Origin of the sequence: Paenibacillus sp. FSL R7-0273 (genome assembly GCF_000758625.1) — a bacterium.
GTDB lineage: Bacteria > Bacillota > Bacilli > Paenibacillales > Paenibacillaceae > Paenibacillus_AQ.
On sequence record NZ_CP009283.1, the window covers coordinates 3192409 to 3219339 of the forward strand.

Below are 26931 nucleotides of genomic sequence, written 5' to 3' on the forward strand. Positions count from 1 at the left end.
AAATGGAACTGCCTGCAATCTTAGCGGATTGCAGGCAGTTTTTTGCTGCTTGGACGTATCAAAATTCCTCTGGAATATCTTTGAATTTGTGATACATTAATGAGTGCGTCAAACACAAAGGGGGATTTTGGAAGATGAAAGGTTTAAAATGGGTGCTTGCAGCGGTAGTCTCAGCAGGCATGTTTGGTCAAACCGGCGGTGTGCTGCATGCGGCTGGACCGGCGATCATTGATTTTGACAGGGGGAGTTACCTGCTTAGTGACGGTACAGTATGGAAGCAGGATGTTGACAACGGAGGATATAAACAGCTTGATTTCAATCTGACCGAGATTGAGGAAGGCTATGGGATTACCACGTCAGGAACTCTGGTTCAATTGCAGGGGAAGGGAGCTCCCCAAATACTGAAGAACATGACCGGGGTGGTGCACATTTCCGGGAACTATTATCTGGATAATACAGGAACCATTCGTTACCTCGGCTACGGCGATACTACGAGTTATACAGATATTGTGAAATTTGATGATTCCGAAAAAGGTTTGGCATTGCTTACCCGGTCCGGAGTCTTGAAGGCAGAGGGGTTCAGCGACAAAATTGATCAATTCGGCAGCAGTGCAGAGGTTACGGCAATAGATAGTTATTCTGATTCCTACAGTTCTGTCGACGATGTGGCAGTGGTCCTACAATCCGGAAAAGTGCTGCTGTACAACCGGTTTAATTTTGACAGGAATGATCTCTCAAAATATATTCCCGTAACTATCACCGAAAATGCAGCAGAAGCCAGATTCGATGACGAGGGTAATCTGGTTGTACGAATGAAGGACGGTACCGTCTGGAGAACGGGATCTTCTGAAGCTGACCGTTATAAGCTCACGCAATCATTCCCGGGTCTTAAAGGTGTAACTGGACTAATCTCTGTCTATAGTCAAGGCATGTATGTAAAAACGCAGGATGGCAGCGTAGCGAGTTATGACGTACAGGCGGACCGTCTGGAGATGCTGACCCTTCCAGTTGTCACCGGTGTATCCTTCACGATGGAGAAGACCAGCCTTACGGTCGGGGACAAGGTCCCCGTGCAGATTTCGGAGACCTGGACAGGCGAATCTACACGAAAAGTACCACTGAAGGATGCTGATTTGACGGTTGAAAAACCGGCCCTTTTGCAGAAGCTGAACGATGGAACCTTAAAGGCACTGGCGGTCGGAGTTACCAAAGTTACTGTGAAATCAGGATCAGTCTCGAAAACGCTGGAGGTATCCATTAGTTCAGACGATATCATTACAACCGGAGCACTGATCAGCGGCTCAATGTATCTGCCGGTTCAGGAGGTGTTCCAGCAGCTTGGTGCTTCGGTTCAATACAATGCCGGTACCAAAAGCTTCAGCATTAAATTGAATTCCACGCCAGTTCAGCTCCAGCTCGGCAGTGATACGGCAATGGTGAACGGCGAGAAGGTTAAAATGAGCGGTAAAGTACAGACTGTTGATGGCGTAACGGTGTTTCCGGCAGCGCTGCTAAAGTCGGCGTTCGGAGCCGGCCTTGATTGGAATTCTTCTATTCAAAGCATGAGGGTAACCTTCGGCAAGGCTGAAATGCAGGTACAGACAAAGCAAACCGCCCTTATCTATAAGAAAAAAGCCCAGGGAAACCTGGCGAAGCTGATAGGCAAAAGCTATTGGGTCAACTTTTTTGATGTCAATTATAGGTTTCAAAAAGTAACCATCGTTGATGTACTTCCTGATTATAACGGGAACTTCGCTCTTGCCATGAAGCTTGCTTCAGGAAAAGCACTGAAAACGTATGAGATGACCGGGGCGGAAATTATAAGTACGCTGGCTGATAAAGAGGAGTTTCTGACAGCTGATCCTTACAAAACCTACAAGTGGTCAAGTAAAGTGTGGGAAGATATTAAGGCAGGATACGTAAGGACTGGTATGACAAAGCAGCAGGTCGAGTTAAGCTGGGGGACACCGGAGAGCAAGTCTGCTGCCGTAGGAGGCGGCATCCGCGTAGAGACCTGGCAGTACGTCGGCTATGATTATGTGACCTTCACCAACGGGGTAGTTTCGTTTATTTACACCAGCTGATTTATATAGACTAAGGCCGGAGGCTGTTTCAAATGCGTAAACCGCAAATGAAGCAGCTTCCGGCTTTTTTTGTGTAAGGCACTTGAAATCGCTAACACATAGTTTTATAATATGGTTATCGAAACGATTCGAGTAAAAGATGAAAGAACAAACACTGTCTCGAAGCCTGATAGGGGCGGATTGGAGTGAAAGCGTTATTAATCTCGTTTCAATGACTGAAAAACGGGTTAATAATATCCTGAATGCGTTGTTTAGGCGAGAAATGATGTGTGGTAACTCGAATTTTTTTTCGATATTAATCGAAACGTTTCGATGAAAGGGCTTTATTTCATAGTAATTCCAAGCTTGGCACACACTACTACAGGGGTGAAAGAACAATGACAAAGAATAAAGGGTTAACAACAGCAGCACTTTTACTGAGCTTCTCCATGGTTGCGGCGGGCTGCGGCAATTCAAACAATGCAGCTTCCGGAGATAACAAGACGCTGAAGGTCTGGTTCATGGGAACAGCGGATACGGTAGAGCCGATCGCAGATATGTATGAAGCTGCCAATCCCGGCATTACAGTAGATGTCCAAGCCATTCCCTGGGATACTGCACATGATAAGCTGCTGACTGCCGTAGCCTCCAAGAGCGGCCCGGACGTTGTACAGATGGGGACAACCTGGATTCCTGAATTTGCCGCTGCCGGAGCGCTAAAGGACTTGTCCCCGTATATTGAGCAGTATCCGAGCATGGCGCCGGAGAACTTCTTCGACGGTGCTGTTGAAACCACTAAATATGAAGATACAACAGTAGGAATTCCATTCTATGTTGAGACCCGCGCGATGTTCTACCGGACGGATCTGCTAGGCGAGGTAGGCTACCCTGAAGGTCCGAAGACATGGGATGAGCTGAAGGATGCCAGCCGCAAGCTGGTTGAAAAAGGCGGCACCGGCCATTACGCCCTGCCGATTGAAGGTAAAGACTCGATCTATCCTGTTATCTTTGCCTGGCAGAACGGCAGTGACATCATTGACGCAGACCGTCAGCCGCAGTTCAATCAGCCGGCTTATGTCGAAACGGTTGACTTCCTGAAAAGCTTCTACGATGAAGGGCTGTCCCCTAAAGGCACCGATCTCGACACTGTAGCCGCATTTAAAGACGGCACAATGGCTATGTTCATCAGCGGACCTTGGATGATCCAGACCGTAAAGGATAAAGCGCCGGAAATCGACGGTAAGTGGGCGGTAACTACCCTGCCGGCCAAAGTAAGCAACACCTCTTCCATCGGCGGTGCGGACCTGTCCATTTTCAATTACAGCAAAAACCCTGACGAAGCGGCCAAGTTTATTGCTTTTATGGCAGAGCAGGAAGCACAGCTGAAGTACTATGAAACTTCAAATTCCATGCCTGCGCTGAAGGCAGCCTGGTCTAATGAGGCACTGAGCGATCCGATGATTGCCGCTTTCGGTAAGCAGCTGGAGAATTCCCGTCCTGCGCCGACTGTCAGAGAATATGAAGAAATTGCCCAGGCCGCTATGGCAGCCTTCGAACAGATCACGATCGGCGGTGCTGATACGCAGACCGAGCTGGACAAGCTGAACGATAAGGCGAATGAGCTGCTTGGCAATAAATAAGTAAAGACTTCACCTTCAGGCGGACTGCCGGGATCTCTCTTGAGGCTGAGGTTCCGGCTGTCCGCCTGTTACTCTTCGGGATGAAGGGGATGTGAATGAAAGGGAAAGGATGTGTGGCAAGTGAGCTCATTGGTAAAGCAAATCAACAAGCATAAGGTTCCATATTTATTTATCGCTCCGGCAGTCATCCTGCTGACGCTGTTTTCGATCATTCCGATCATCATTGCACTGGTAATCAGCTTTACGGATATGGACCTGGTCGGTCTTGCGGATTATTCGAACATCAGCGGGGTCGGCATCAGTAACTATATTGATATATTTAAGGATCCTATTTTCCTGAAAGCAATGTACAATACCCTCATTTATGTAGTGGTCGGTGTTCCGATGGTTGTACTTGCCTCCATGGGAGTAGCGCTTCTGCTAAACTACGGTACAGGCTGGCTGTTCAAAAGCTTCCGGGTCATCTACTATATGCCTTCCATTACCAACATTGTGGCGGTAGCGGTTGTATGGGGCTATTTGTATAACGGGTCTTACGGGTTATTCAACTATGTCCTTTCCTGGTTCGGTTTACCGGCGCAGCAGTGGCTTCAGGACCCTGTCCTGGCGAAGTTCTCTCTGATTCTGCTGGCCTTCTGGAAATCGCTCGGTTTGAATATGATTATTTTCCTGGCGGCATTGCAGGGTATTCCCCGTTCTTATTATGAAGCTGCTGAAATAGACGGGGCAACAGGCTGGAAAAAGCTGCGCTATATCACAGTGCCTCTGCTTGGATTCGCTACTTTCTTTGTGACCATTACGACCTTGATCGGCTGGATTCAATTCTTCGAGGAGCCGCTGGTAATGACCAAGGGCGGACCGCTGAATGCGACGATGTCGATGGCGCTCTTTATATACAATAACGGGTTCCAGCTCAGCAAATTCGGTTATGCGGCCTCCGGCTCATTCGTGCTGTTCATCATCATTATCATTGCGACACTGATTCAATTCGCGGTCAAAAAGAAAGAAGTGGAATATTAAGCACCGGCTGACACCGCAGGCTTAAGAAGGAGGAAACGGGCATGGCTCTCAGAATGAAGAGACTGGAAAAAACAATTATGATTACGCTGCTCGTCGTCGGGGGGCTTCTGATGATGGTGCCGTTCATCTGGATGATCGGTTCATCCTTTAAACCGGAGAATGAGTTCACGATGATCCCGCCGTCGCTGTTTCCGAGTAACCCTACATTTAATAACTACCGGGATCTGTTTGTAAAAATGGACTTTCTCGTCTATTTAAAAAATACGCTGATTATCGTTTTATGCTCCTTTGCCGGGCTGTTCCTTAATGCGATGGCCGGGTATGCCTTTGCCAAATTTGATTTTCCGGGCAGAAACAAATTTTTCTATATTATACTGGCAACGATGATGATTCCGGGACAGGTTACCATGATTCCGACCTATCTGATCATCAATCAGATGGGGCTGGTCAACACAATGGCAGGGATTGTCCTGCCGGGTCTGGTCGGAGCATTCGCGATCTTCCTGTTCCGCCAGTTCATGACGACCATTCCGATGGATCTGCTGGAAGCGGCAAGACTGGACGGTGCGGGTGAGCTGAGAATCTTTTTCCAGCTGATTGTGCCGATTGTTAAGCCTGTATTTGCCGTTCAGGGTATTCTGACCTTTATCGGGGCGTGGAACAGCTTCCTCTGGCCGCTGATTATTGCCAATGACGAACGCCTCTATACGCTTTCTGTGGGACTGTCGCTGCTCAAGGGGCAGTATGGAACAGAGTTCGGGCTGCAGATGGCAGGCGCTGCCTTCATGGTCATTCCGATTATTATCATATTTGTCTTCTTCCAGAAACATATCATAGAAGGATATACGATATCCGGTATGAAATAGTATAATTAACCAATTGCAGTGCTCAGGAAGGATTGAACAAAGATGGCAACAATCAAGGACGTGGCTAAGCTGGCAGGGGTTGCGCTTTCTACAGCCTCCTATGCCATGAGCGGTGACAGCAGGGTCAGCGCCAAAACTAGAGAAAAGGTGCTGGAAGCGGCACGGCAGCTCAATTATCAGAAAAACGGCTTTGCCATGGATTTGAAGCGGAGCCGGACCAATACGATTGCCCTTATTTTACGGGACTTGTCCGGACCCTATTATTCGGAATTAATCCGCAGTATTCAGGACGTGGCCTTATCGAATTCCTATGATCTGATTGCCTGCAGCTCGATGGGCGGGAAAGGCTCGACAGCTGTACGTTATATGATGGAAAAGCGGGTAGACGGCGCCATTGTGCTGGCCCATAACATTTCAGATGAGATCCTGCATGCTGCTGCCGGACCGCGGTTTCCGATCATCGTCATGGACCGGCTGATTGCCGGCGAAGGTCTGATCAATGTGGTTGTTGACGGGGAGCAGGGAGGCTACAGTGCCACCCGGCACCTGATTGAGAACGGCCATAGCTCGATTGCTTATATCAGCGGGCCGGCGGATTCCTATGATAATGCGCTGCGTTACCAGGGGTATCTGCGGGCAATGAATGAAGCCGGATTGACGGAAAAAGCCAAATGGAAGCTCAGCGGCAATTTTATCCGTGAGGGCGGCTATAAAGCGACTAAAATGATGCTGATGCAGGGGGAGCTGCCGACGGCAGTCTTTTATGCAAATGATGAGATGGCTGTCGGGGGAATGAAGGCCTTTGAAGAAGCGAAGGTAACGGTGCCGGGGGATATTTCAGTCATTGGATTCGACGATATCCAGCTGGCTGAATACATTCAGCCTGCGCTGACGACGATCCGCCAGCCGATGTATGAATCCGGCTCTCTGGCAGGCCATTTACTGTTCCAGATGCTGAACGGGGATGCGGTGAATGATTTCTATAAGCTTAAGATCGAGCTGATGGAGCGGAAATCGGTTAAAATACAGGGTTGATCGGAGTGTGAGACCTTGGTGTACATGCAGATGTCTTTCTATTCCGAAACTCTCGGAATGTCTACAGAAGCCGGAGTCATGCTTCCGCTTAGCACTCCGCCTTCTGCCATGCGGGACGGGAAATACCCGGTACTGTATCTCCTGCACGGGCTTGGCGGCGACCATTCAGAGTGGACACGGAATTCGGCGGTCGAGCGTTATGCAGAGAGCAGAGGCCTGGCGCTTGTATTGCCCCGGGCTGACCGCAGCTATTATACGGATATGAAGCAGGGCGGTGCTTACTTCACTTATCTGAGCGAGGAGCTGCCCCGGCTAATCCAGCGGGGATTTGCTGTCTCAGGGCGCCGTGAGGATACGTTCGCGGCCGGCATCTCGATGGGCGGGTACGGGGCCTTTAAGCTGGCCCTGCGCTGTCCGGAGCATTATGCGGCAGCAGCTAGCCTGTCCGGCGGCCTGGATATTGTCCGCCGTGTAACCGGCCCGAACGGCTTCCGGCCGGGTGAGGCTGAGCGGATCTTCGGCTCACCGGAAGAGCTGAGCGGCAGCGGGAATGATCTGCTCGCGCTTGCCGGCAAGGCGGCTTCAGGTGAATTCCGGCCGAGGCTGTACCAGTGCTGCGGAACAGAGGATTTCCTGTATGGCGGAAACCGCGCCTTTCTCGACCAGGCCGTGACAGCGGGGCTGGATATTGCCTATGAAGAGGGTCCGGGCGGACATGAATGGGAGTATTGGGAGCGGCAGTTAACAAGAATGCTGGACTGGCTTCCTCTATAATTTTCATTGTGCAGCTCCTGTGCATCACAGCGGGAGGCGCAGTCTCATCGAAATAAATAGAAACGTTTATGAAAAGTGTTAATAAATAATTATAATAAACCTATAAATAAAAGGATTTATTGGATAGAAACGATTCGATTATTAATCGTTTTGATGGAGGGATTCAGCAATGTCAGAGCATTTATACAACAAATATGTGAAGCAAATGACCCTTGACGAAAAAATAGCCCAGCTGCTGCAGCTGGCCGCCCCGTTCTATGATGAGCCGGGTGACGAATCAGAGATTACCGGTCCGATGGAGGAGCTCGGCATCAGCAGTGAGGCTGTCCGTAATGCCGGTTCTGTGCTGGGCATAGCGGGTGCCGATAAAATGATGGCCGTGCAAAAGGCACATCTGGAGAATAACAGGCTGGGCATTCCGCTGCTGTTCATGGCCGATATCGTTCACGGCTTTAAGACTATTTTTCCGATACCGCTTGCGATCGGCAGCTCCTGGAATCCGGAGCTGGCTGAGAAGAGCGCGGAGATTGCAGCAAGGGAAGCCGCAGTCTCCGGCCTGCACGTAACCTTTGCGCCGATGGTCGATCTGACCCGTGATCCGCGCTGGGGCCGGGTAATGGAATCGACCGGCGAAGATCCGTACCTGAATGGTGTGTTCGCGGAAGCCTTCGTTAAGGGCTTTCAGGGAGAAGACCTTGCAAGTGATGACTCCCGTGTAGCTGCATGCGTTAAGCACTTTGCCGCTTACGGCGCTGCTGAAGGCGGAAGGGACTATAACACGGTAGACCTGTCCGAACGGCAGCTGCGTGAATATTATCTCCCTGCGTATAAAGCGGCCATTGATGCCGGAGCACAGATGGTCATGACCTCGTTCAACATTGTGGACGGCATTCCGGCAACCGGTAACCGTAAGCTGCTGCGTGACCTGCTGCGTACAGAATGGGGCTTTGACGGGGTCATCATCTCCGACTGGGCATCCATCAAGGAGATGGTTGCACACGGCGCTGCAGAGGATGATAAGGAAGCGGCATACAAGGCGCTCCGGGCCGGGGTGGACATTGATATGATGACAACCAGCTATCTGCATCAGCTGCCTCAGCTGGTGGAGGAAGGACTGGTCGGGGAAGCCCTGATAGATGAAGCAGTGCTGCGCATCCTGCAGCTCAAAGAGAAGCTCGGCTTGTTCGAGAACCCGATGCGCGGGGCTGATCCTGTGCTGGAGAAGGAAATCGTATTCTCCGCCGGGCACCGTCAGGCGGCACGGCAGCTGGCTGAGAAATCAAGCGTACTGCTGAAGAATGAGGGCGTCCTGCCGCTCCGGCCGGAGCAGCGGATAGCCTTAATCGGACCTTTTGCGGACAGCGGCGATATTCTGGGCTGGTGGTCGTGGACCGGCTCCAAGGAACATGCGGTGAAGCTCAGTGATGCCATGCGCTCAGTAGTTGGCAATCCTGATCTTGTAACAGTAGCTGAAGGCTCAGGCATTGAGACCATTACCGCAGAGCAGAGGGCAGCGGCAAGGAGTGCAGCCGAGGCAGCCGATGTAATTGTGCTGGCCGTCGGCGAAGCGTCAGGCATGAGCGGCGAGGGCGGAAGCCGCACCAATATCAGGCTGCCTGAGGCGCAGCTGGAATTGCTCACGCTGCTGAAGGAGCTCGGGAAGCCGGTGGTCGCCGTCCTGTTCAACGGCCGTCCGCTTGATCTGCACGGTGTATACGACCAGGCGGACGCTGTGCTGGAGGCCTGGTTCCCGGGTAGTGAAGGCGGAGCCGCCCTGGCAGATCTGCTGTACGGCAGGGTGAATCCCTCCGGCCGGCTGACGATGTCGTTCCCTGCATCAGCAGGCCAGATTCCGGTCTATTATAACCATTTCAATACCGGCCGGCCTAAGCCGGAGGTAGAAGACGGCAACCGTTATATCTCCAAATATATCGATGCCCCTAATGAACCGCTGCTGCCGTTCGGATATGGACTTAGCTATACCACCTTTAGTTATGAAGGGCTGACACTCTCCACTGATACGCTGGCAGCGGATCAGCCGCTTGAGGTGAAGGTGACACTTACCAATACCGGCAGTGTAACAGGAACCGAAACAGTCCAGCTGTATGTACGCGATATCTCCGGTGAGGTTGTCCGTCCTGTCAAGGAGCTGAAGGCATTCCGGCAGATCGGGCTGGCCCCCGGCGAAAGTGCGGAAGTAGCCTTCCGTATCGGGGAGGAACAGTTGCGTTATCATCACAGTGATCTCAGCGTCGTCAGCGACAGCGGCAGGTTTAATGTATATGTAGGCCCTAACAGCCGTGATGTGCTGTCTGCCGGATTTACTCTGCTCAAATAACCTAACAGACATAATAACGGTATAAAGCCGTATCAGATAAGGAAGTGAAGAGAAATGACAACTGCAACCGGTACTAAGCTGAATCTGCAAAAAGGCGGTCTTACATTTACTTTTCTGGAGAGCGGGGACCTGTACCAGGCATCAGGCGGCCAGATGATGATTAACCAGCTGCTGGCCAACAGTGTGGACGGGGCTGCAGGCAATCTGTATATCCGCCTGCATCAGCCTGACGGCATCCGGGCCTATCCGCTGCTTGGCGTGAAGTCAGGCAGCACGTTCCACCGGGACGGGGAGCGGCTGCTATGGCAGGGAGAGCTTCCTGCGGGTACCGGAGCCGCTGGCAGCGCAGAGAAGCTTGCCTATCAGGTGACCTTTACTCTGGCAGAGGCGGATACATGGTTCTGGAATGTCCGGGTTGAAGGCAGGGCGGCCATGCTGGACGTTATCTATACCCAGGACGTCGGTATTGCTGCGGCGGGTGCCGTCACCAGTAATGAAGCCTATTTGTCCCAATATATCGATCATTCCGTTTTTACAGATCAGACGGGCGGATATGTCGTCTGCTCGAGACAGAACCAGCCGCAGGGCGGGAAGTTCCCGTATCTGCAGCAGGGGCTGATCGGCGGAGCCGCCGGTTACTCCACTGACGGCTTCCAGTTCTTCGGCTTGTCCTATAAGGAAACCGACAGACCGGAAGCACTGTATCAGGAAAGTCTCGCAAATAAGGTGTATCAGTATGAATTCGCCTATACAGCACTGCAGTCGCCAAAGACTGAGCTGAACGGCGAAGCTGTATTTACGTTCTACGGCTTGTTCCGCGAGGATCATCCTGCGGCAGTAAGCGGGCTGGAATATGCCCGTGAGCTGCAGACGGCCTGGAGCAGCGTGCAAAAGCTCCCGACCATGAAGCCGGAAGGCAGCAGACAGCATGCACAGGAGCCGGCAGCTGCCAGAATAGGAACTCCACTACAGACTGTGGCGTTGTCCGAAGCCGAGCTGGATACCCTATTCCCGCAGCGGTTCCAGGAGGAACGGGAGAATGGTGAGCTGCTAGCCTTCTTTACCGGCACCTATGAGCATGTTGTCCTGAAAAGCAAGGAGCTGCTTGTAGAACGGCCGCACGGGCATATTCTGATGAGCGGAGATAATGCCCGGCTGGACGCAGAGGTGATGACTACTACTTCGTATATGTACGGAATCTTTAATTCCCAAGTGGTTGTGGGCAATACCAATTTCAATAAAATGCTGTCCAATGCCCGCAATGCGCTGAACGTCAATAAAATCTCAGGCCAGCGGATCTATGTAGAGCTGGAAGGGCAGTTCCGTCTTCTGACAATGCCGTCAATGTTCGAAATCGGCTTCAACTATGTCCGTTGGCATTATAAAACGGCTGAGGACACCCTCATTATTACGAACTACACAGCGGTAAAGGCTCCGGAAATCCGACTGCATGTCGCATCGGCAAGCGGAAAAGCGTACCGCTACCTCGTCAGCAGCCAGATCACCATGAATGTGGCTGAATATGAGCTTCCTTATCAGATGGAGCAGGCTGCTGACGGCGGACTGGTCTTCCGGGCCAGTGACAAGGGATTAAGTGCAGCTGTATACCCTGAGCTGGCCTACAAAATCACTGTGGAAGGTGCGGCCTTCAGAACCGGAGATGAAGCGCTGCTGGCGGCAGGAGCAGCACCCAGCAGCGCTTCCCTGACCGTGCTTGAGCTGGATTCAAGCAGCGAATGGACGCTTACCTTCCAAGGGATGCTGGACGGAGAATTCCGTCCGGCCGCGGGAGCCGGATTTGAGGAGGAAGCAAAGAATTACCGTGAATTCCTGGCCGGAGTCATGAACGGCTTCCAGCTGAAGAAGGAGAGCGGGGAGCAGGCGGAGCTGTTCAAGGTAAATGCCCTGGCCTGGTGGTACACCCATAATATGCTGGTCCACTATTCTGTTCCTCATGGACTGGAGCAGTACGGCGGCGCAGCCTGGGGAACGCGGGATGTGTGCCAGGGACCGGTGGAATATTTCCTGGCTACCCACAAATACGAACAGGTAAGGGAGATTCTGCTGACCGTCTTTGCCCATCAGTATGAGGATGACGGCAACTGGCCGCAGTGGTTTATGTTCGACAGGTACACCTCAATCCAGCAGGAAGAGAGCCATGGCGATATTATCGTCTGGCCGCTTAAGATACTGGGCGATTATCTGCGGGCAACCCGTGATTTTGCGGTGCTGGACGAGCAGATTCCATACACGCGCAAGCACAGCTTCGACTTCACAGAGACTGTCTGCACCTTGAGGGAGCATGCACTTAAGGAGCTGGAATATATCAAAGCCCACTTCCTGCATGACACCTTCCTGTCCTCTTATGGAGACGGGGACTGGGATGATACGCTGCAGCCGGCGAATGCCCAGCTCAAGCAGTACATGGTCAGCAGCTGGACTGTGGCCCTGACGTATCAGACGGTTCTGGGTCTGTCTGCTGTACTGAAGGATGCAGATGCTTCCTGGTCCGGAGAGCTGAAGCAGATGGCTGAAGGCATCAAAGCCGACTTTAACCGTTATATGCTGGGCACTGAGGTAATACCGGGCTTCCTGTACTTCGAGGATCCTGAGCAGGCCAAGCTGATGCTGCATCCGGAGGACAAGGAGACCGGCATTCAGTACCGCCTGCTGCCGATGACCCGCAGCATGATCGGCGAGCTGCTTACCCCTGAGCAGATGGAGGCGCACTACACGCTGATTCAGGAGCAGTTCCTGTGCCCGGACGGCGTGCGGCTGATGAACCACCCGGCACAGTATGCCGGCGGTGTCAGCACCCATTTCAAACGTGCCGAGCAGGCGGCTAATTTCGGACGGGAAATCGGGCTGCAGTATGTGCATGCCCACATCCGCTTCGTCGAGGCGATGGCCAAAACCGGCAAGACTGAGCAGGTCTGGAAGGGGCTTGCGACCATTAATCCGGTCGGCATCCGCGAGGCCGTACCGAATGCCGAGCTGCGCCAGAGCAATGCCTACTTCAGCAGCTCGGACGGTAAATTTGACAACCGCTATGAAGCACAGGAGCGTTTCCATGAGCTGCGTGACGGCTCTGTTCCGGTCAAAGGCGGCTGGAAAATCTATTCCAGCGGCCCGGGAATCTACATGAACCAGCTGATCTCGAATGTACTGGGCATCCGCGAAGAGGGCGGAGACCTGATTCTGGACCCTGTACTGCCTGCTGAGCTGGACGGCACGCGTTTTGAGTTCGAGTACGGAGGCTCCCCGGTGACCTTTGTGTATCACTGCAAAGAGGGCCGGCTGCAGTCTGCTGCCGTGAACGGCCGGGAGGTACAGGCTGTCCGGCTTAATAATCCTTACCGGCTTGGCGGTCTGCGGATCGCGCGTGAAGAGCTTCAGCGCCACGCAGGTACAGAGAGAACAATCATAGATATTTATATGTAACAATAGAATAAGCGGCGCAGGTCAGCATGTACTTCCTAATCGGAGTACAGGCGGGCCTGCGCCGCTTTTTAGCGGTAAGCTCAGTTTCTTGTGAACACAATATGATCCATTCTGCTGTTAACAAGCGCTATTAATTGCCCGGCCATATATTCCGCAGAGTATTTAAAGTGGGTTTCCGCCCAGTAATCAATGACCCCGACAGTGGCAGACAGCTGATAGCTCAGCAGAATTTCGTAATCGAGCGGGGGGCTGCCCCCCTCCATCTCGATATGCATATCCTCACGCATGGACCTCCGCAGTGTATCGTAAAGCTCGACAGAGGTTTTTCCGCGCTGTGCGGAGCTTAAGGCAAGGTAGTCCCTTTTGTGCTGCTCAATGTGCTGGAAAAGCTGCAGCAGGGAGGGATAACCCCCCGCAGCGTCAATCTTCTCCATACCCTCATAAGGCTGCAGCAGCAGCTCCGAAATATTCCGCAGAAAATCGTCGTGGATATCCCGCAGCAAATCCTCCTTACTTACAAAATGCTTGTAAAAGGTTCCGCGGTTATAGTCCGCACGGATGGCAATATCCATAATGGTCACAGCCTCATAGCCCTTTTCCAGAATCAGATCGACAAACGCTGTCTTCAGTGCCTGCCGGGTACGTCTGACCCCTCTGCTCAAATCCTCTTCATGCTCCAAAGCTATCTTCCTCCATAATGTCTGTATCGTTTTAGTATTACCACAAGCTACAAATTCGCCCGAAATGTTCAAAATGCTGACCAGGGAGCAACAATCGAGTTTAAACTGTTGCCTAGTCAACATTATCTTATATTTTGATTATTGTCACAACAACTAAATGCGGTGTAAGCTTGTTTCAAGAGATAAGGCGATTTTGTTACAAAATCCTCTTACTCACCCACTACAAAACAAAGGAAGCGAATGTATAATGAGCCAATCACAAGTCAAAACAGCCGTCATCACTGGTGCCGCAGGGGGTATCGGAAAAGAGCTTGCCCGCCGTCTGGCCGAACGTAAGCTGAATCTGGTTCTGGTCGATTTGAATGAGGAAGCGATTCATGCAGTTATTCAGGAGCTTGGCTTAAACGATTCTAATTCACTGGCTGTTACAGCCGATGTTTCCAAAGAGGAAGATGTGCAGAATTATGTGAATCAGGCGGTAGCAAAATTCGGAACGATTGATTATTTTGCCAATAATGCCGGGATTGAAGGTCCTACCGGGCTTGTGGAAGAGCTGAATGTGAAGTCGCTTGACCTGGTCTATAACGTCAATGTCCGCGGGGTATTTCTCGGGCTGCAATATGTCATTCCTGTAATGAAAAAGCAAAAATCCGGCGCGATCCTCAACACCTCCTCGCTGGCAGGCCTTATGGGTGCTCCGGGAATGTCTCCATATATTATGTCCAAGCATGCGGTGATCGGCCTGACCCGTGTAACCGCCAATGAGCTGGCACCGTTCGGTATCCGCGTCAATGCTGTACTGCCCGGAACTATTAATACGCAAATGATGCGCAAGATCGAGAACAATTCCGGCAGTGCCGACGGCTTCAAAGCAGCCAACGAGGCGGCAACACCAATGGGACGCTACGGGGAACCGGAGGAGGTTGCAGCCGTAATGAACTTCCTGCTCTCCGAAGAGGCTTCCTTCGTAACGGCTTCACTCTACACTGTTGACGGCGGAATGATTGCGCAATAAACAGCCGGACTGATGGAATAAGCTGTTCATAATATAAGAGCTGCTCTCAAAAAAGTGTCCTCCAGGGGGCACTTTTTTATATTTGGGTTTATACGGGAACGCCGCTTTTGGATAGTTATTCCTTAAAAAAGAAGGGGATTGCGGTTTCATGTCGAATTATAAATAAAAGCTAGACACTAAATACCAAATATGTTTGTAATTCTGAGGCGCCAGCTGATGAACAAAGGCAACTCCGCCGAAAGGCGGAAGACGCAAAGCCACCGGTCTAAACCGCTGTTACAGCGGCATGATAGCGGGGACGCTCATATAGTTTGGTTTTTTTGCTGTCTAAATAGGCCAAGGGAGAGTTGCGGACATGTAATACATAAAACGGACTGCTCAAAAAAATCAAACCAACAGAATTGGAGTTGTACTTATATGATCGCAGAAACTACGATGCACCCGGAATTCAACACTATTTTTATCAGCCTGCACGGCTTTGCCGAAGTAACGGAGACCATTAAAGAGGTGGATATTTTTGAAGCCCAAATGCCCCATCTGCCGCTTAAAGAGATGTCGCTGATTATTGACTGCTCGGATATGGCGCCTTTCAAGCCGGAAATCCTGCCGGTGCTGGAACGCTGCTACGTGTTGTATAACAGCTTTAAGCATGCCGTACTGGTTAACCCGGTCAAGGTGGTGGCGAAATCACAATTACAGCGTGTGGCGCCGAAAGCCGGATTTGAAGGGAAGTTTGTTGATACAGTAGATGAAGCATGGGCTATTGTAAAAGTTTAGCCAAAAGCACAAATACACTAACAAAGGTGGGCCGTTATGGTTAACGTAAGGATTGCAGGGACTGAAGTGTACCATCCGCCATTTAAAGTTAGCAATGAACAATTGGCTGAACAGGCTGGCGAGGCTGCGGATAAGCTTATTGGTATTTGGGAGTATTTTGGCCGCAAGGATCGTTATTATGCAGCTACGAATGAAGAAAACACGCTGTACATGGCAATAGAAGCCTCTAAGGCACTGCTGCGGAGCAGCGGGCTAAGACCCGAAGACCTCGACATGATCGTCGTCTCCTCGGGCACGCATGAGTACAGTGCTCCGACTGACGCAGCGCTCCTGCACCAGGCAATCGGCGGTAAGCATTCCTGCATCGTCTATGACAGCAATGCGAATTGTGTGGGGATGGTGGTTGCTGCCGATCAGGCGGCTCGTGCAATGATGACGAATCCGCGGGTGAGGTATGCGCTGGTTGTCGGCTCGGAGCAGATCGCCCGCTTTTATAAAGAAGGGGATTTGGCTTCAAAAGGGCTTTGCGGGGATGCGGCCTGCGCCGTTCTGCTGGAACGGGTGGAGGACGGCGAGTCCGGCCTGATTGATTCAGTGTATTATACCAATACACATAAGGCGGAAGATATGCTGTTCCCGTCCGGCGGGTTAGCCCGGATGTTCGATGACAGCCTGTCGCTGGAGGAGAAGAAGATTTATCTGCATCCGGAATATAACGTCAATGTGGCATTTCCGACTGCGGTTACCGGAATGGAGAAGCTGCTGGAAGAGCAGGGGTATGCCAAAAGCGAGGTTAAGCATTATATTCTGAGCCAGCTGAATCTGACCGTCATTAGGGAGATTGCCGGAATCCTCGGAGAGGATACCGCCAAATTCCCATACATCGGGGATATTTACGGCTATACCGGCACCAGCAGCCCGTTCATCGCCCTGCATCATGCCAGGAAGAACGGCACCATTGTACCTGGCGACTTATTCTTCTTATGGTCGGTAGGTGCGGGAATTACCAGCTGTGCTACACTATGGAGGCTATAACTGTACTATAATTAGTAAAGCTAAATGTGAATAGAAAGGGGCTGACTCAAAAGCGGTGCAAGCTGCCCGGGGTCAGCTCCTTTTTTGCGTTAAAAGCTTAGGTTACAGTACATTCATGCTGAGTCCGCGGTTCCGATCGCAATAGCGGGTGACAACGAAGCATCAAGCTGCTTCATCAGCTTCAGCAGATTGCCCTCTGACATGGCGATACAGCCTGCAGTCGGCTGGTCTGCACCCTTCCACACATGCAGAAAGATAGCACTGCCTTTGCCGGGAACGACCGGGTCTTCGTTATACTTGAGGACAATTGCATATTTGTACAGCGGATGAAGGAGGCGTTCATAAGAGCTCCAGCGCCTGTTCGGGTCACCTGTATAGGTTACCTGCTGGTTATACTCTGCGGATGAAGGATCATCTATCCAATAGTCATAGCTGCCTGTCCGGGTGTATGGGATGCTAAGCCCGTCGGGTCCGGCTGCAGAGCCGAAAGCCCCGCCAAGCGGATAGACCCCGGAGGGGGTGCGCTTATCGCCTTCCTTGGTTTTACCTATGCCGCCTGAGCCGAGGGTTACCGGTATGCCGGAGAGAACCGTGACCCACTTGCCCTCACGCTTTTCCCTCAGGGATAAGACACCTTTCTGGGAGCGGGCGGAGGCAGCCGTTACCACAACCATCTGTTTGGATTCCAGGCGGTCAGCTTTGTAAGGCCATGAAGCCATAAATCCGGCCGCTGAAGCCGGCTGCGGATTACGAAATAATAAGGCAACCGGCAGCAGCATCAGCAGCAGAAACAGGAAAGCATGAAGATTGCGTCTGTGTGTATACAAAGTATTGTGCATATGTATAACCTCCCTTAGAGCTTATTACCTCAGGGAGGACGGAGGGAATCTGCATAGGCTGCACTGAAGGCGCAAAAAAAAGTCCGTGCGTCTAGGGCGCAGGACTCTTCAAATAAGGTTACAGGCCGAGAGAGGAGCCTTTTTCCAGCCGCTTGATCTGCTGCTCGCCCTGGTCGGCAAGCTCACGGAACTGGCTGATGGTATCCCGCATTTTGGGGAGGGCTTCCTGCTTGTAGCTGCTGATGGAATCTAGCGCCGATAGCACATCAGAGAAAGCCTGCTTCAGCGTGTCAGCGGAGATGCTTGTTTCCAGAGACTGCTTATGAATGGCAGCGCCCTGCTCCTTCAGCATTCTTGAAGTGCCGCTGATCAGGTTATCGGTCGTCTGGTTTAGCAGCTCGATTTTTTTCAGGACGATTTTTTGGTTATAGAGGGCGCTTGCGACCGTAACCGAGATTTTTAGCGCGGAGACCGTCACGTTTCTGGCTCTGTCCACACCGCGGATCAGCTCCTTGTTGTTGCGGATGACCACCTCAATCGCCATAATGCCCTGCTGGTTCACCACCAGCATCTGCTGCAGATCCATTACCCGCTGGCGGAGCGGGAAGAGTACCTCCTCGGTAATAAACCGGACCTTATCTTCATCTTCCCCGCGTACCTTCGCTGCTTCAATCTGTGTCTCGATCTCCTGGTCCATGAGCAGGCCGAGCTGAATTTCCTTTTGCAGCCGTTTGGTCAGCTCACGCAGGGTCTGCTGTTCAATTTCAAGTGTTGTATTATCGTTTCTGAGAACCGTCTTCCCTTTATCCAGTGACACAATAATATCGGAGATGACTGCGTCAGCCTTCTGGTATTTGGCAAAATAATGGCGCAGCGGATTAAAAAATTTGCCTAACAGCCCGCTTTTGGCAAAATCAACGGCACTCGGATCGAGGTCCTTCAGCTGCATATGCAGCTCCGTCAGGCCTTTGGCGACCTGGCCGCCTTCATCACCGGTTTTGGAGAGATTGCCTACAGATACCTGGAGGAGGGCATTCTTGTCAGAGGATGAACGCATGGTGCCCATTCCGAAGCTGTCAATGGATTGGAGAACCGCCTTGCGCTTCTCAAGAGATTCCAGATCAAGCTCCAGAATGCTGGAGACATTGCTCCTGGCCAGCTCCTTTAATTGGGTAACCTCTTCAGGCTCAGGCTTTACCTCCTCGGCAATGACAGACCTCAGCTTCTCAGTACTCGGAATTTCCATGGTAAAAGACATAACAGACCTCCTTTTGATGTTATCATCCTTACATTTGAACGTTCAGCAGATTGCTGATTTTGTAGACCACATCGTCCGTATCCGCATTGATGCTCGCTGCCTCGTTGATGCCGGAAATGCTCTCCAGCGCTTTGATATTGGCGTTATAGCCGATCGTGTAGACGGGGATTTTGTAGGTTTCGATAAGACTTCTGATATCATCAAGGGAATGGCCCTCATTGGTCTCCCCGTCGCTGAGCAGGAAGATCACAGGCTTCACTCCGGGATTGGCAGCCAGCTCATCCTGCAGCATTTTCATCGCGACCACCATTCCGTCAAACGTAGCCGTACCCCCGGCAGCCTGCAGGCTGTTGACCGCCCCGACGAACATAGACTGCTGATTCGTATCGTATTTACCGACCGGCAGGTTGATCGTAACGTCACTGGAGTAGGAGACAAAGCCGATGCTGTTGTCCTTTCCGAGATTCTTTTGGCCCTTCAAAAGCGACTCCTTGAGCCGGTTCAGCGGCTCGCCGGCCATGCTGCCCGAGACGTCGGCCACAAACACCGCTGCGAGCGGAGTGCTGCCGTTCTTCTTTTCCTTCCACAGCTTCTGGGCGGAGGTGAGCAGGGAGCCGTCAACCGGTGCCAGCTCGGAAGTATAATCATCCAGGCCGTTGAAGCCTTTCTCAGACGCCAGCTGCTGATATTTATCCTGACCGGCAAAATCAGCAAATTTCCGGAGAATCTCACGCTTCTGCTCCGGCAGATCCCCGAGTGCATAAAGCGGACTGTCATGCCTTACGCCGAACGGAGTGAAGACGTAGCCGCTTTTGAGATCGGCAGCATTAACAAAGGTCTGATATTCCAGTACAAAGGCATCAAGCATACCGGTCTTGGCCGCATCCCGCATTTGCAGGGTGGTTGACGCGGTAAAAGGTACGTTAGCCTGGAATTTCTCAAAGCCCTGTACCGCCTTATCACCCAGCAGATCCGAGCTGTCGAACGTTCCAAGCGCAGTAACCAGGAAGTTAAGGCCGGTCGAGCTGGCAAAAGGGTCCGTGTAGCCCATCGCCAGTTCGTTTGCGGAGATAGCGTCGGTAATGGTTTTGAGGTTGATAGCGCCGTACTTTTCGATCAGCTCATCGTATTTCTTCCGGGCGGTCACCACACCTGCAACATTTCCGGTAATCCGGTCGGATATAAGCTCAGCCTGGATTCCGCCTGCTTTTACCATTTCGCCCCACAGCTCATTGGACGGGGTATAGGCATCCGGGACATACTTGCCGGATCTTATGTAATCGGCAGCAGTACCGGAGGCGATATTACGGATTTTAACCGATGATGGTGTGCCTTCCACCATAATATTAGCTTCATTAAAAGCGGATGCCACTTCATTAAGCCAGCCGTCATTCCCTGTGCCGGATTTCTCGGTGGAGGAGAAGATTTCAACATAATTACCGGTTGTGTTCTCCACAGAAACCGCGAATTTGGAGATGTCAGGCAGTGCTTCCCCGACGTCCGCAGGGTCCAGATCGATTTGCCCCTTTAAAGGCTCAGCCTGGTTGACCCTAATCTCCTTGTAGAGCTTGCCCAGCTTCTTATCTGCATCCTCCGCCGTAATTTCTCCGGTGGACTTGCCCAAATTAGCAGTCAGGGTAATGCCGAAATAGACTAATGCAAACACAGCAGCGGTAATGACCGCCAGTATCATAAACGTTTTACCTTTCCTGGCCATAGGCAGCTTCCTCCTTTATTGATAGAGTTTGGTCTGGGCGATCAGAGCATTCAGCTCCTGCATGCAGGGGATATCCTCAATGCTCCGGACGTTCGTGCTGTCCAGCTCAGAGATTTCGAGCAGCAGCTGGTCAAGCTTCAGCAGAATCTCTTCATTAGCGCCCAGGTAGCCTTTTACTGAAGCGAAAAATTCGTTATAATGCGCGGTTTTCTTTTGAATAAGCTTTTCGGAGAACTGGGACGGCTTGCGGGAGCCGGTAAAAAGGGAGAATTCATCAGAATCGAATAAACTCAGCTTATTAAGAAGTCCCCTGATATTGAGGAACAAAAGCTTTTCAACCTCGGTGATGACATTGCTGAATTTCCGGTAGCTTAGCTCTTCAGGATCAAATCTTTGGCCAAGCACACGGGACAGGACAGCTTTCTTCTTCTCCATCCGCTCCAGCTGGTCAAGGGCGAGGGCTGAGTCGCTTTTTAGCAGCTTCACCTTTTGGTATTGCTCCAGCCGGGTTACATAATCTTCAGGAGAAGCTATGGGACGGATGGTCCGGGCCGAAGGAGGCGTAAGCAGTAAAGTATAAGTGGCATAAAGGACAACGAGCAGACTGATGAACAGCAGGGTGATGCCTGCAGCTGTTTCCAAAGCGCTATCCCCGCCGATCTGGACAGCGAGCAGTCCCGGTGACAGCACAGCAATATTAAGCATGACAACGCCGGCTATAATGCCAAGGAGCTTAAAGGGGTTTGATTTCAGCATTTACACCTCCCTCATTTGAGTATATTTGGCTATTGCGCCATTTGATTCATTTTATCAGAGAACATTCCGGAAGGCTCCATAATATTACCAAAACCGCCAAAAAACTACGGTGAATAAAGATAGCTTAATTTTCATTACGTTGGCAGAAGTGGAGATGTTTCGTAATATTTGGCTGTAATGCGGTAATCCTATAAAAAAAGGAGCATGGTTAGCCCCGTTGCCTGCGGACAGAATCACATCGGGTTACCGGATTTCGCGATTATATCGGCTTGTTTTTATTAAAAAATGTTTACATTTCATGTGATGTATATATACTTATAATTTAAGACACTACAATTAACCGGAAGCTTCCGGCCAGGGAGGAACAACATGAACAGTCGTATTAGAGTAGGGATTGCAGGTTACGGAAACTTGGGTAAGGGAGTACAGCAGGCGGTGAAGCAGAATCCGGATATGGAGCTGGTTGCTGTATTTACACGCAGAGATCCGGAAGAGCTTGCCAGGGAGACAGGCCTTAAGGTGGAGCGTCTGGCTGATGCCAAGGAATACATAGATAAGATTGATGTAATGATTCTGTGCGGCGGTTCGGCTACTGATCTGCCTGAGCAGACTCCGCAGCTGGCCAAGCTGTTTAATACCGTAGACAGCTTTGATACCCATGCCAAGATTCCGGAGTTCTATGAAAAGGTGAATGCAGCTGCGCTGGAAGGCGGCAAGGTCAGCGTTATTTCAACCGGCTGGGACCCGGGCCTGTTCTCCATGAACCGCCTGCTGATGCAGTCTGTACTGGCTGAAGGACATGATTACACCTTCTGGGGCAAGGGAGTCAGCCAAGGCCACTCCGATGCGATCCGCCGGGTGCCTGGAGTCAAAGCAGGAGTACAGTACACCGTTCCGGTTGAGGAAGTTATTGAGCGTATCCGTTCGGGTGAAACCCCTGAGCTGGCAACCCGGGAAAAGCACAACCGTAATTGCTTTGTTGTAGCAGAAGCCGGAGCTGATCAGGCTGCCATCCGCGAGACCATTGTTAATATGCCGGATTATTTTGCCGACTACAATACTACAGTGACCTTTATTTCGGAAGAGGAGCTTGCCAGCGAGCATTCCGGAATGCCGCATGGCGGATTCGTCATCCGCAGCGGAGTAACCGGCAACGGGAACAGACAGATCGCCGAGTTCGGACTGAAGCTGGACAGCAACCCTGAATTTACCGCCAGCGTGCTGATTGCCTATACAAGAGCAGCTGCCCGTCTCAGTGCAGAGGGCGTTGCCGGAGCCAAGACAGTATTTGATATTCCGCTCGGGCATCTGTCTCCGAAATCGCCGGAAGAGCTGCGCCGTGACCTGCTGTAGGAGCTAAATACTGCAGGGGATGTATAGAATGAATAGCTGCACAAAAAAACGCGCCGTCAGTAACTCTGCGGCGCGTTTTTTATATTAAGGCCGGGACGATGGGGTCCCGGGCAATTAGTTTGATTTTGGACAGCTAAATCGCTGAAATTCCGGTATTTCTGTCATTTAGCTGGAAAAGTGACACCTAATTTAGAGTGTTAAGCCCTCATAGGCTCAAATCGCTGGAATTAAGATACCTTTTTCCAACTAACAGCCTCAACCGGGCAGCAGCACTTAAAATTAGCTGTCTAATTTCCAACTAAATGGATCGGTAGTGATGCACCGGCACATGGGGTGACCGGTACTACGCTCAATAAAGGGCTTTAAACAACACCCTGAGCCAGCATGGCATCGGCAACCTTCAGGAACCCGGCGATGTTCGAGCCTGCAACCAGGTTGCCCGGCAGATCATACTCCTCGGCAGCCTGAACGCTGCTGCGGTAGATGTTCTTCATGATCATACGCAGCCGCTCATCCACCTCTTCAAACGACCAGGAAAGCCGCATGCCGTTCTGGCTCATCTCAAGTCCAGACACTGCAACACCGCCGGCATTGGCAGCCTTGGCCGGAGCAAACAGAACTCCCTGCTGCAGGAAGTAGTTGATCGCCGGCAGGGTGGATGGCATATTGGCGCCTTCGCCGACTGCGATTACACCGGCTGAAACCAGCATCCGGGCTGCTTCCTCGTCAAGCTCGTTCTGTGTGGCGCACGGCAGGGCGATCTGGCAAGGGACCGTCCAAATACCGGTGCTGCCCTCGGTGTATTCCGCATGCGGATGCACATTTACATATTCACTGATCCGGGCGCGCTCCTGCTCTTTAAGGCGCTTCACCGTTTCCAGATTGATGCCCTGCGGATCATAGATATAACCGCCGGAATCACTGCAGGCTACGACCAGTGCACCAAGCTGCTGCAGCTTTTCAATGGCATAGATGGATACATTGCCTGAGCCGGAAACGACGACCGTCTGGCCCTGGAAATCAAGTCCCCGGGAGGCCAGCATCTCCTGCACGAAGTAGACAAGACCATAGCCTGTTGCTTCCTTGCGTGCAAGGCTTCCGCCGTAGAGCAGGCCTTTACCTGTAAGGACTCCGCCTTCATGGCCGCCGCGGATCCGCTTGTATTGCCCGAACATAAAGCCGATCTCCCGGGCGCCGACTCCGATATCCCCTGCCGGGATGTCCGTGTCCTGGCCGATGTGCCGGTACAGCTCAGTCATAAAGCTTTGGGTAAACGCCATAACCTCACGGTCAGTCTTGCCCTTTGGATCAAAGTCAGAGCCGCCTTTGCCGCCGCCGATCGGCAGGCCGGTCAGGGAGTTTTTAAAGATCTGCTCGAAGCCGAGGAACTTAATAATTCCCGAGTACACAGAAGGGTGGAAGCGGAGGCCGCCTTTGTATGGGCCGATTGCGCTGTTGAATTGTACACGATATCCGCGGTTAACACGGACCTGACCGGCATCATCAACCCAAGGGACGCGGAAGGATACGGTACGTTCCGGTTCAACAAGGCGCTCCAGAATGGCATTGGCCTCATATTGCGGGTGGCGTGCCAGCACAGGCACCAGACATTCCAGAATCTCCTTCACGGCCTGATGGAATTCCTTCTCCAGCGGATCACGGCGGACAACCTCACTATATACTCTTTGTACATATTCCTCGGCGGAAGCCGATACTGATGATGAAATGGTTGACACTCTAAAACACTCCCTGTCTATGTATTTGTAAGAATAGGTTGCTGCAGATGCAACGATATTATTAAGAATTTAAAAGAATTTTACTAAAACCTGACATGAAAATGCCAATCAATTCTTTTTTGATAGCCAATCAATAAATTCTATAAAACTAACAAATGGTGTTATATTTATGCATGGATTTAAGCCGGAATCACAATGAATATGCGTATTTACAAGCAAAAATTCGCTTGTTAGGTGAAGTTTAGTCTAAGAATGTAGAGCCGGGGTCTTTAATGGATGGAGGAGGCGGAGGCCGGCATAATTTACCGGTTTTTTATGCAGCTGCTTGGCTGTATGCACAGCATTTGCCGCTGCCTGAAACACAAAAACACCCCGCTCTGCCCGTTAGGGCATGCGGGATATCCTATTGAATTCATGATCCTGGCTTCGCTTAATCCGTACTGATAACCGTGCCGCCGGCTGCCTTGCGGAGCCGGTTCATGATCGCTGAGCCCAGTCCGGCTTCTGGACAAGCCTCGGTGATAATATAGTCTGCCTTGACCTCGTCAAAGTAGCGCAGCGCACCATAAAGCGTCCGGGCAGCCTCTTCGAGGGCTTCTAAGGAGCCCAGTGAAACAATATAGTCGGCCGCACCGTCCGGATAGAAGCTGCGGTGCTCCTCGAACAGCAGCAGGCCGGTCTGTTCGCCGCGCCCGCGCGCTTCCTGCAGCAGCGCGGCTGCTGTGTCCGCCACGCGCTGCGGCGGTGTGCCGCTCACGATCGCGAGCGAGCCCTGCGGCGCATAGTGCGTGTACTTCATGCCCGGCGAGCGCGGCGCCGGGCTCCTGCCGCCGGCGTCCGTTCCGCCGCCGGCAGGGCCTGCTCCGCCAGCCTCCGGCGGCGGCGGAGCCACGGCTGTGCCGGTTACTGCCGACAGCTGCTCGGCAGTAATCCCGCCCGGACGGAGCACGGCGACCGTCCCGTCCGGCTGGACCTGGACAACCGTCGACTCTACGCCGACTCCGGTTGGCCCGTTATCGAGGACCCCGCCGATGTATCCGGCGAGGTCCTCCAGGACATGGGCGGCCGTCGTCGGACTCGGCCGCCCGGAGCGGTTCGCGCTCGGTGCTGCCACCGGGCAGCCGGCGCGCTCCAGCAGGGCCAGCGCTGCCGGGTGATCCGGCATGCGCACGGCAACGGTGTCCAGTCCCGCGGTTACACGCGGAGACAGGACACCGGGGCGCACCGGCAGCACGATGGACAGCGGGCCGGGCCAGAAGGCCTTCATCAGGCGTCCGGCGGTTTCGCTTACGCCGGCGGTAAATTCCTCAAGCTGTTCCAGCGCGGCAATATGCACGATCAGCGGATTGTCGGAGGGCCGTCCCTTAGCGGCGAATACCGCTTCTACAGCGGCGGTGTTCCTGGCATCCGCTCCGAGGCCGTAGACCGTCTCGGTCGGAAAGGCAACCGTGCCGCCGCCGGCCAGGATCGCTGCGGCTTCGTCAAGGGACCGCTGATCTGCCGGGGAGTAACGCTGCCCTGAAGGGCCTGCGGCGGCTGAATCCAGCTGCCAGCAGGCGGTCTCGCTGTATGATTGTGTCCTTTTCTGGACAGCAAAAGAGTGGTGGTCAGGCTTCATTGGTGACATCACGAACTTTCTGTTGGGTTTTATCCTGTAAATAGTAACATATCTGATTTTGATATTACAGGGATATTCGGATCCGGGACAGCAGGGTACATTACTTAGGATGGAATATTTATGAAATTCGTAAGTTGAATCGGGAGGGGATACAATGGTTTTGCGCACAATACCAGTAAGGCTTATGGCAATTCTTATGGCAGTCATACTCATGGTACCGGCAGCAGGCGGAGAGGCTGGTGCCGAAGCTGCAGTGCGTCCGGTCAGTGTGTCCGGCGGCAATGCCCACGGGCTTGCGGTCTGGAGTGACGGAACGGTGACCGGCTGGGGTTACAATAAATCCGGCCAGGTGGGGGATGGGACAACGATTGATCAATATGTCCCCAGACAAATCAGCGGGCTGAGCGGAATTGTTCAAGTGGCAGCCGGCTCTAACGCTTCCTTTGCCTTAGATGCAGCAGGGGAAGTATGGGGCTGGGGACAAACCTATGGCTCCTATATAAGCTATGATCCGTCAGCACCTGTTCAAAAAAGCGGACCGCGTAAGCTGGAAGGGCTGCAGAATGTTGGTTCAATTGTTACTAACGGCTATACCGGACTGGCCGTCAAAAAAGACGGTACAGCAACGCTGTGGTATCCTTCCTTTGATCAGCCGTCGGAGATGAGCGTGCGTTATCTGCCGCTTCCGGGAGTAACGGGCATCAAATCCGCCGTTATTGCCGGTAATGATGCCCTATTCCTTACAGAAGCCGGTGCGGTAAAGCAGCTCAGCATCTACAACACGGTATACGGCAGAGTCCGCTGGGCGAGTGATCCGGTTACCGTTCATACACTTACCGGTTCTGGGATTAAGCAAATAGCTGCTTCGGGTGATAATGCCTTTCTGCTGGATACGTCCGGCCGTGTTTTACGCTGGAACCGTTCACTGTAGGCACCCTTAGCAGTCTCAGGGCTGGCAAATGTCTATAAA

At 52.2% G+C, this 26931-nt stretch carries 20 protein-coding genes and 1 riboswitch; of the genes, 13 read left to right on the forward strand and 7 right to left on the reverse strand.

The annotated features are described in order from the left end of the window. Nucleotides 1-134 precede the first annotated feature (134 nt). The 8 genes from R70723_RS13695 to R70723_RS13730 all read left to right on the forward strand — a co-directional run bounded on the left by R70723_RS13695 (nt 135) and on the right by R70723_RS13730 (nt 13177). Complete coding sequence (locus R70723_RS13695) at nt 135-2084, forward strand: copper amine oxidase N-terminal domain-containing protein (RefSeq protein WP_039872813.1); 1950 nt, start codon at nt 135-137, stop codon at nt 2082-2084. A 377-nt stretch (nt 2085-2461) separates the two neighbouring features. Beyond that, complete coding sequence (locus R70723_RS13700; RefSeq protein WP_039872814.1) at nt 2462-3703, forward strand: sugar ABC transporter substrate-binding protein; 1242 nt, start codon at nt 2462-2464, stop codon at nt 3701-3703. Nucleotides 3704-3823: 120 nt separating this feature from the next. Continuing rightward, entirely contained in the window at nt 3824-4723 is a 900-nt protein-coding gene (locus R70723_RS13705) for a carbohydrate ABC transporter permease (protein ID WP_039872815.1), read from the forward strand. 41 nt (nt 4724-4764) lie between these two features. Continuing rightward, on the forward strand, nt 4765-5589 hold the full coding sequence (locus R70723_RS13710) for a carbohydrate ABC transporter permease (RefSeq protein ID WP_039872816.1): 825 nt from the start codon (nt 4765-4767) through the stop codon (nt 5587-5589). Between the two features lie 42 nt (nt 5590-5631). Then, the gene (locus R70723_RS13715) at nt 5632-6624 is read left to right on the forward strand and encodes a LacI family DNA-binding transcriptional regulator (protein ID WP_039872817.1); all 993 of its coding nucleotides are present in this window, start codon (nt 5632-5634) and stop codon (nt 6622-6624) included. Nucleotides 6625-6639: 15 nt separating this feature from the next. Beyond that, nucleotides 6640-7398, forward strand: coding sequence for an alpha/beta hydrolase (locus R70723_RS13720; protein ID WP_039872818.1), 759 nt, complete (start codon nt 6640-6642; stop codon nt 7396-7398). 169 nt (nt 7399-7567) lie between these two features. Next, nucleotides 7568-9736, forward strand: a complete 2169-nt coding sequence (gene bglX / locus R70723_RS13725; RefSeq protein WP_039872819.1) for a beta-glucosidase BglX — start codon at nt 7568-7570, stop codon at nt 9734-9736. A gap of 54 nt (nt 9737-9790) precedes the next feature. Next, nucleotides 9791-13177 carry a GH36-type glycosyl hydrolase domain-containing protein gene (locus R70723_RS13730; protein WP_039872820.1) on the forward strand — a complete coding sequence of 1129 codons (3387 nt, stop codon included), beginning with the start codon at nt 9791-9793 and terminating at the stop codon, nt 13175-13177. A gap of 80 nt (nt 13178-13257) precedes the next feature. Here the strand turns inward: R70723_RS13730 and R70723_RS32060 are convergent, their stop codons facing one another. Beyond that, nucleotides 13258-13857, reverse strand: a complete 600-nt coding sequence (locus R70723_RS32060) for a TetR/AcrR family transcriptional regulator (RefSeq protein WP_052421306.1) — start codon at nt 13855-13857, stop codon at nt 13258-13260. Between the two features lie 247 nt (nt 13858-14104). Here R70723_RS32060 and R70723_RS13740 point away from each other — a divergent pair, with 247 nt between their 5' ends. From R70723_RS13740 to R70723_RS13750, 3 genes are all read left to right on the forward strand, one after another. Beyond that, entirely contained in the window at nt 14105-14872 is a 768-nt protein-coding gene (locus R70723_RS13740; RefSeq protein WP_039872821.1) for an SDR family NAD(P)-dependent oxidoreductase, read from the forward strand. 215 nt (nt 14873-15087) lie between these two features. Next, nucleotides 15088-15178: riboswitch (cyclic di-GMP riboswitch) on the forward strand. Between the two features lie 111 nt (nt 15179-15289). Further along, nucleotides 15290-15649: a hypothetical protein gene (locus tag R70723_RS13745; protein ID WP_052421307.1), complete on the forward strand. Its 360-nt coding sequence runs from the start codon at nt 15290-15292 to the stop codon at nt 15647-15649. A gap of 36 nt (nt 15650-15685) precedes the next feature. Further along, nucleotides 15686-16684: a ketoacyl-ACP synthase III gene (locus R70723_RS13750; protein WP_039872823.1), complete on the forward strand. Its 999-nt coding sequence runs from the start codon at nt 15686-15688 to the stop codon at nt 16682-16684. A gap of 113 nt (nt 16685-16797) precedes the next feature. Here the strand turns inward: R70723_RS13750 and R70723_RS13755 are convergent, their stop codons facing one another. From R70723_RS13755 to R70723_RS13770, 4 genes are all read right to left on the reverse strand, one after another. Further along, on the reverse strand, nt 16798-17523 hold the full coding sequence (locus R70723_RS13755; protein WP_231574882.1) for a L,D-transpeptidase family protein: 726 nt from the start codon (nt 17521-17523) through the stop codon (nt 16798-16800). A gap of 118 nt (nt 17524-17641) precedes the next feature. Continuing rightward, the gene (locus tag R70723_RS13760; RefSeq protein ID WP_039872824.1) at nt 17642-18781 is read right to left on the reverse strand and encodes a toxic anion resistance protein; all 1140 of its coding nucleotides are present in this window, start codon (nt 18779-18781) and stop codon (nt 17642-17644) included. Between the two features lie 28 nt (nt 18782-18809). Beyond that, nucleotides 18810-20498 (reverse strand): VWA domain-containing protein, encoded by a 1689-nt coding sequence (locus R70723_RS13765; protein WP_039872825.1) that lies wholly within the window; start codon nt 20496-20498, stop codon nt 18810-18812. A gap of 15 nt (nt 20499-20513) precedes the next feature. Further along, nucleotides 20514-21254 (reverse strand): hypothetical protein, encoded by a 741-nt coding sequence (locus R70723_RS13770; RefSeq protein WP_039872826.1) that lies wholly within the window; start codon nt 21252-21254, stop codon nt 20514-20516. Nucleotides 21255-21623: 369 nt separating this feature from the next. Here R70723_RS13770 and R70723_RS13775 point away from each other — a divergent pair, with 369 nt between their 5' ends. Continuing rightward, nucleotides 21624-22607, forward strand: coding sequence for a diaminopimelate dehydrogenase (locus R70723_RS13775; RefSeq protein WP_039872827.1), 984 nt, complete (start codon nt 21624-21626; stop codon nt 22605-22607). A gap of 362 nt (nt 22608-22969) precedes the next feature. On the opposite strand, the gene gdhA is transcribed toward R70723_RS13775, so the two are convergent. Further along, nucleotides 22970-24343: an NADP-specific glutamate dehydrogenase gene (gdhA, locus tag R70723_RS13780; RefSeq protein WP_039872828.1), complete on the reverse strand. Its 1374-nt coding sequence runs from the start codon at nt 24341-24343 to the stop codon at nt 22970-22972. 430 nt (nt 24344-24773) lie between these two features. After that, nucleotides 24774-25961, reverse strand: coding sequence for an L-threonylcarbamoyladenylate synthase (locus tag R70723_RS13785; RefSeq protein WP_039872829.1), 1188 nt, complete (start codon nt 25959-25961; stop codon nt 24774-24776). 154 nt (nt 25962-26115) lie between these two features. Here R70723_RS13785 and R70723_RS32920 point away from each other — a divergent pair, with 154 nt between their 5' ends. Further along, complete coding sequence (locus R70723_RS32920; protein ID WP_052421308.1) at nt 26116-26892, forward strand: RCC1 domain-containing protein; 777 nt, start codon at nt 26116-26118, stop codon at nt 26890-26892. The last annotated feature ends 39 nt before the right edge of the window (nt 26893-26931 follow it).

Coding starts and splice junctions, on each gene's coding strand:
- R70723_RS13755 (WP_231574882.1), bottom strand. CDS start 17,523: ATGCACAATACTTTGTATACACACAGACGCAATCTTCATGCTTTCCTG.
- R70723_RS13695 (WP_039872813.1), top strand. CDS start 135: ATGAAAGGTTTAAAATGGGTGCTTGCAGCGGTAGTCTCAGCAGGCATG.
- R70723_RS13765 (WP_039872825.1), bottom strand. CDS start 20,498: ATGGCCAGGAAAGGTAAAACGTTTATGATACTGGCGGTCATTACCGCT.
- R70723_RS13700 (WP_039872814.1), top strand. CDS start 2,462: ATGACAAAGAATAAAGGGTTAACAACAGCAGCACTTTTACTGAGCTTC.
- R70723_RS13750 (WP_039872823.1), top strand. CDS start 15,686: ATGGTTAACGTAAGGATTGCAGGGACTGAAGTGTACCATCCGCCATTT.
- bglX (WP_039872819.1), top strand. CDS start 7,568: ATGTCAGAGCATTTATACAACAAATATGTGAAGCAAATGACCCTTGAC.
- R70723_RS13710 (WP_039872816.1), top strand. CDS start 4,765: ATGGCTCTCAGAATGAAGAGACTGGAAAAAACAATTATGATTACGCTG.
- R70723_RS32920 (WP_052421308.1), top strand. CDS start 26,116: ATGGTTTTGCGCACAATACCAGTAAGGCTTATGGCAATTCTTATGGCA.
- R70723_RS13715 (WP_039872817.1), top strand. CDS start 5,632: ATGGCAACAATCAAGGACGTGGCTAAGCTGGCAGGGGTTGCGCTTTCT.
- R70723_RS13730 (WP_039872820.1), top strand. CDS start 9,791: ATGACAACTGCAACCGGTACTAAGCTGAATCTGCAAAAAGGCGGTCTT.
- R70723_RS13785 (WP_039872829.1), bottom strand. CDS start 25,961: ATGAAGCCTGACCACCACTCTTTTGCTGTCCAGAAAAGGACACAATCA.
- R70723_RS13775 (WP_039872827.1), top strand. CDS start 21,624: ATGAACAGTCGTATTAGAGTAGGGATTGCAGGTTACGGAAACTTGGGT.
- R70723_RS13745 (WP_052421307.1), top strand. CDS start 15,290: ATGATCGCAGAAACTACGATGCACCCGGAATTCAACACTATTTTTATC.
- R70723_RS13740 (WP_039872821.1), top strand. CDS start 14,105: ATGAGCCAATCACAAGTCAAAACAGCCGTCATCACTGGTGCCGCAGGG.
- R70723_RS13770 (WP_039872826.1), bottom strand. CDS start 21,254: ATGCTGAAATCAAACCCCTTTAAGCTCCTTGGCATTATAGCCGGCGTT.
- R70723_RS13760 (WP_039872824.1), bottom strand. CDS start 18,781: ATGTCTTTTACCATGGAAATTCCGAGTACTGAGAAGCTGAGGTCTGTC.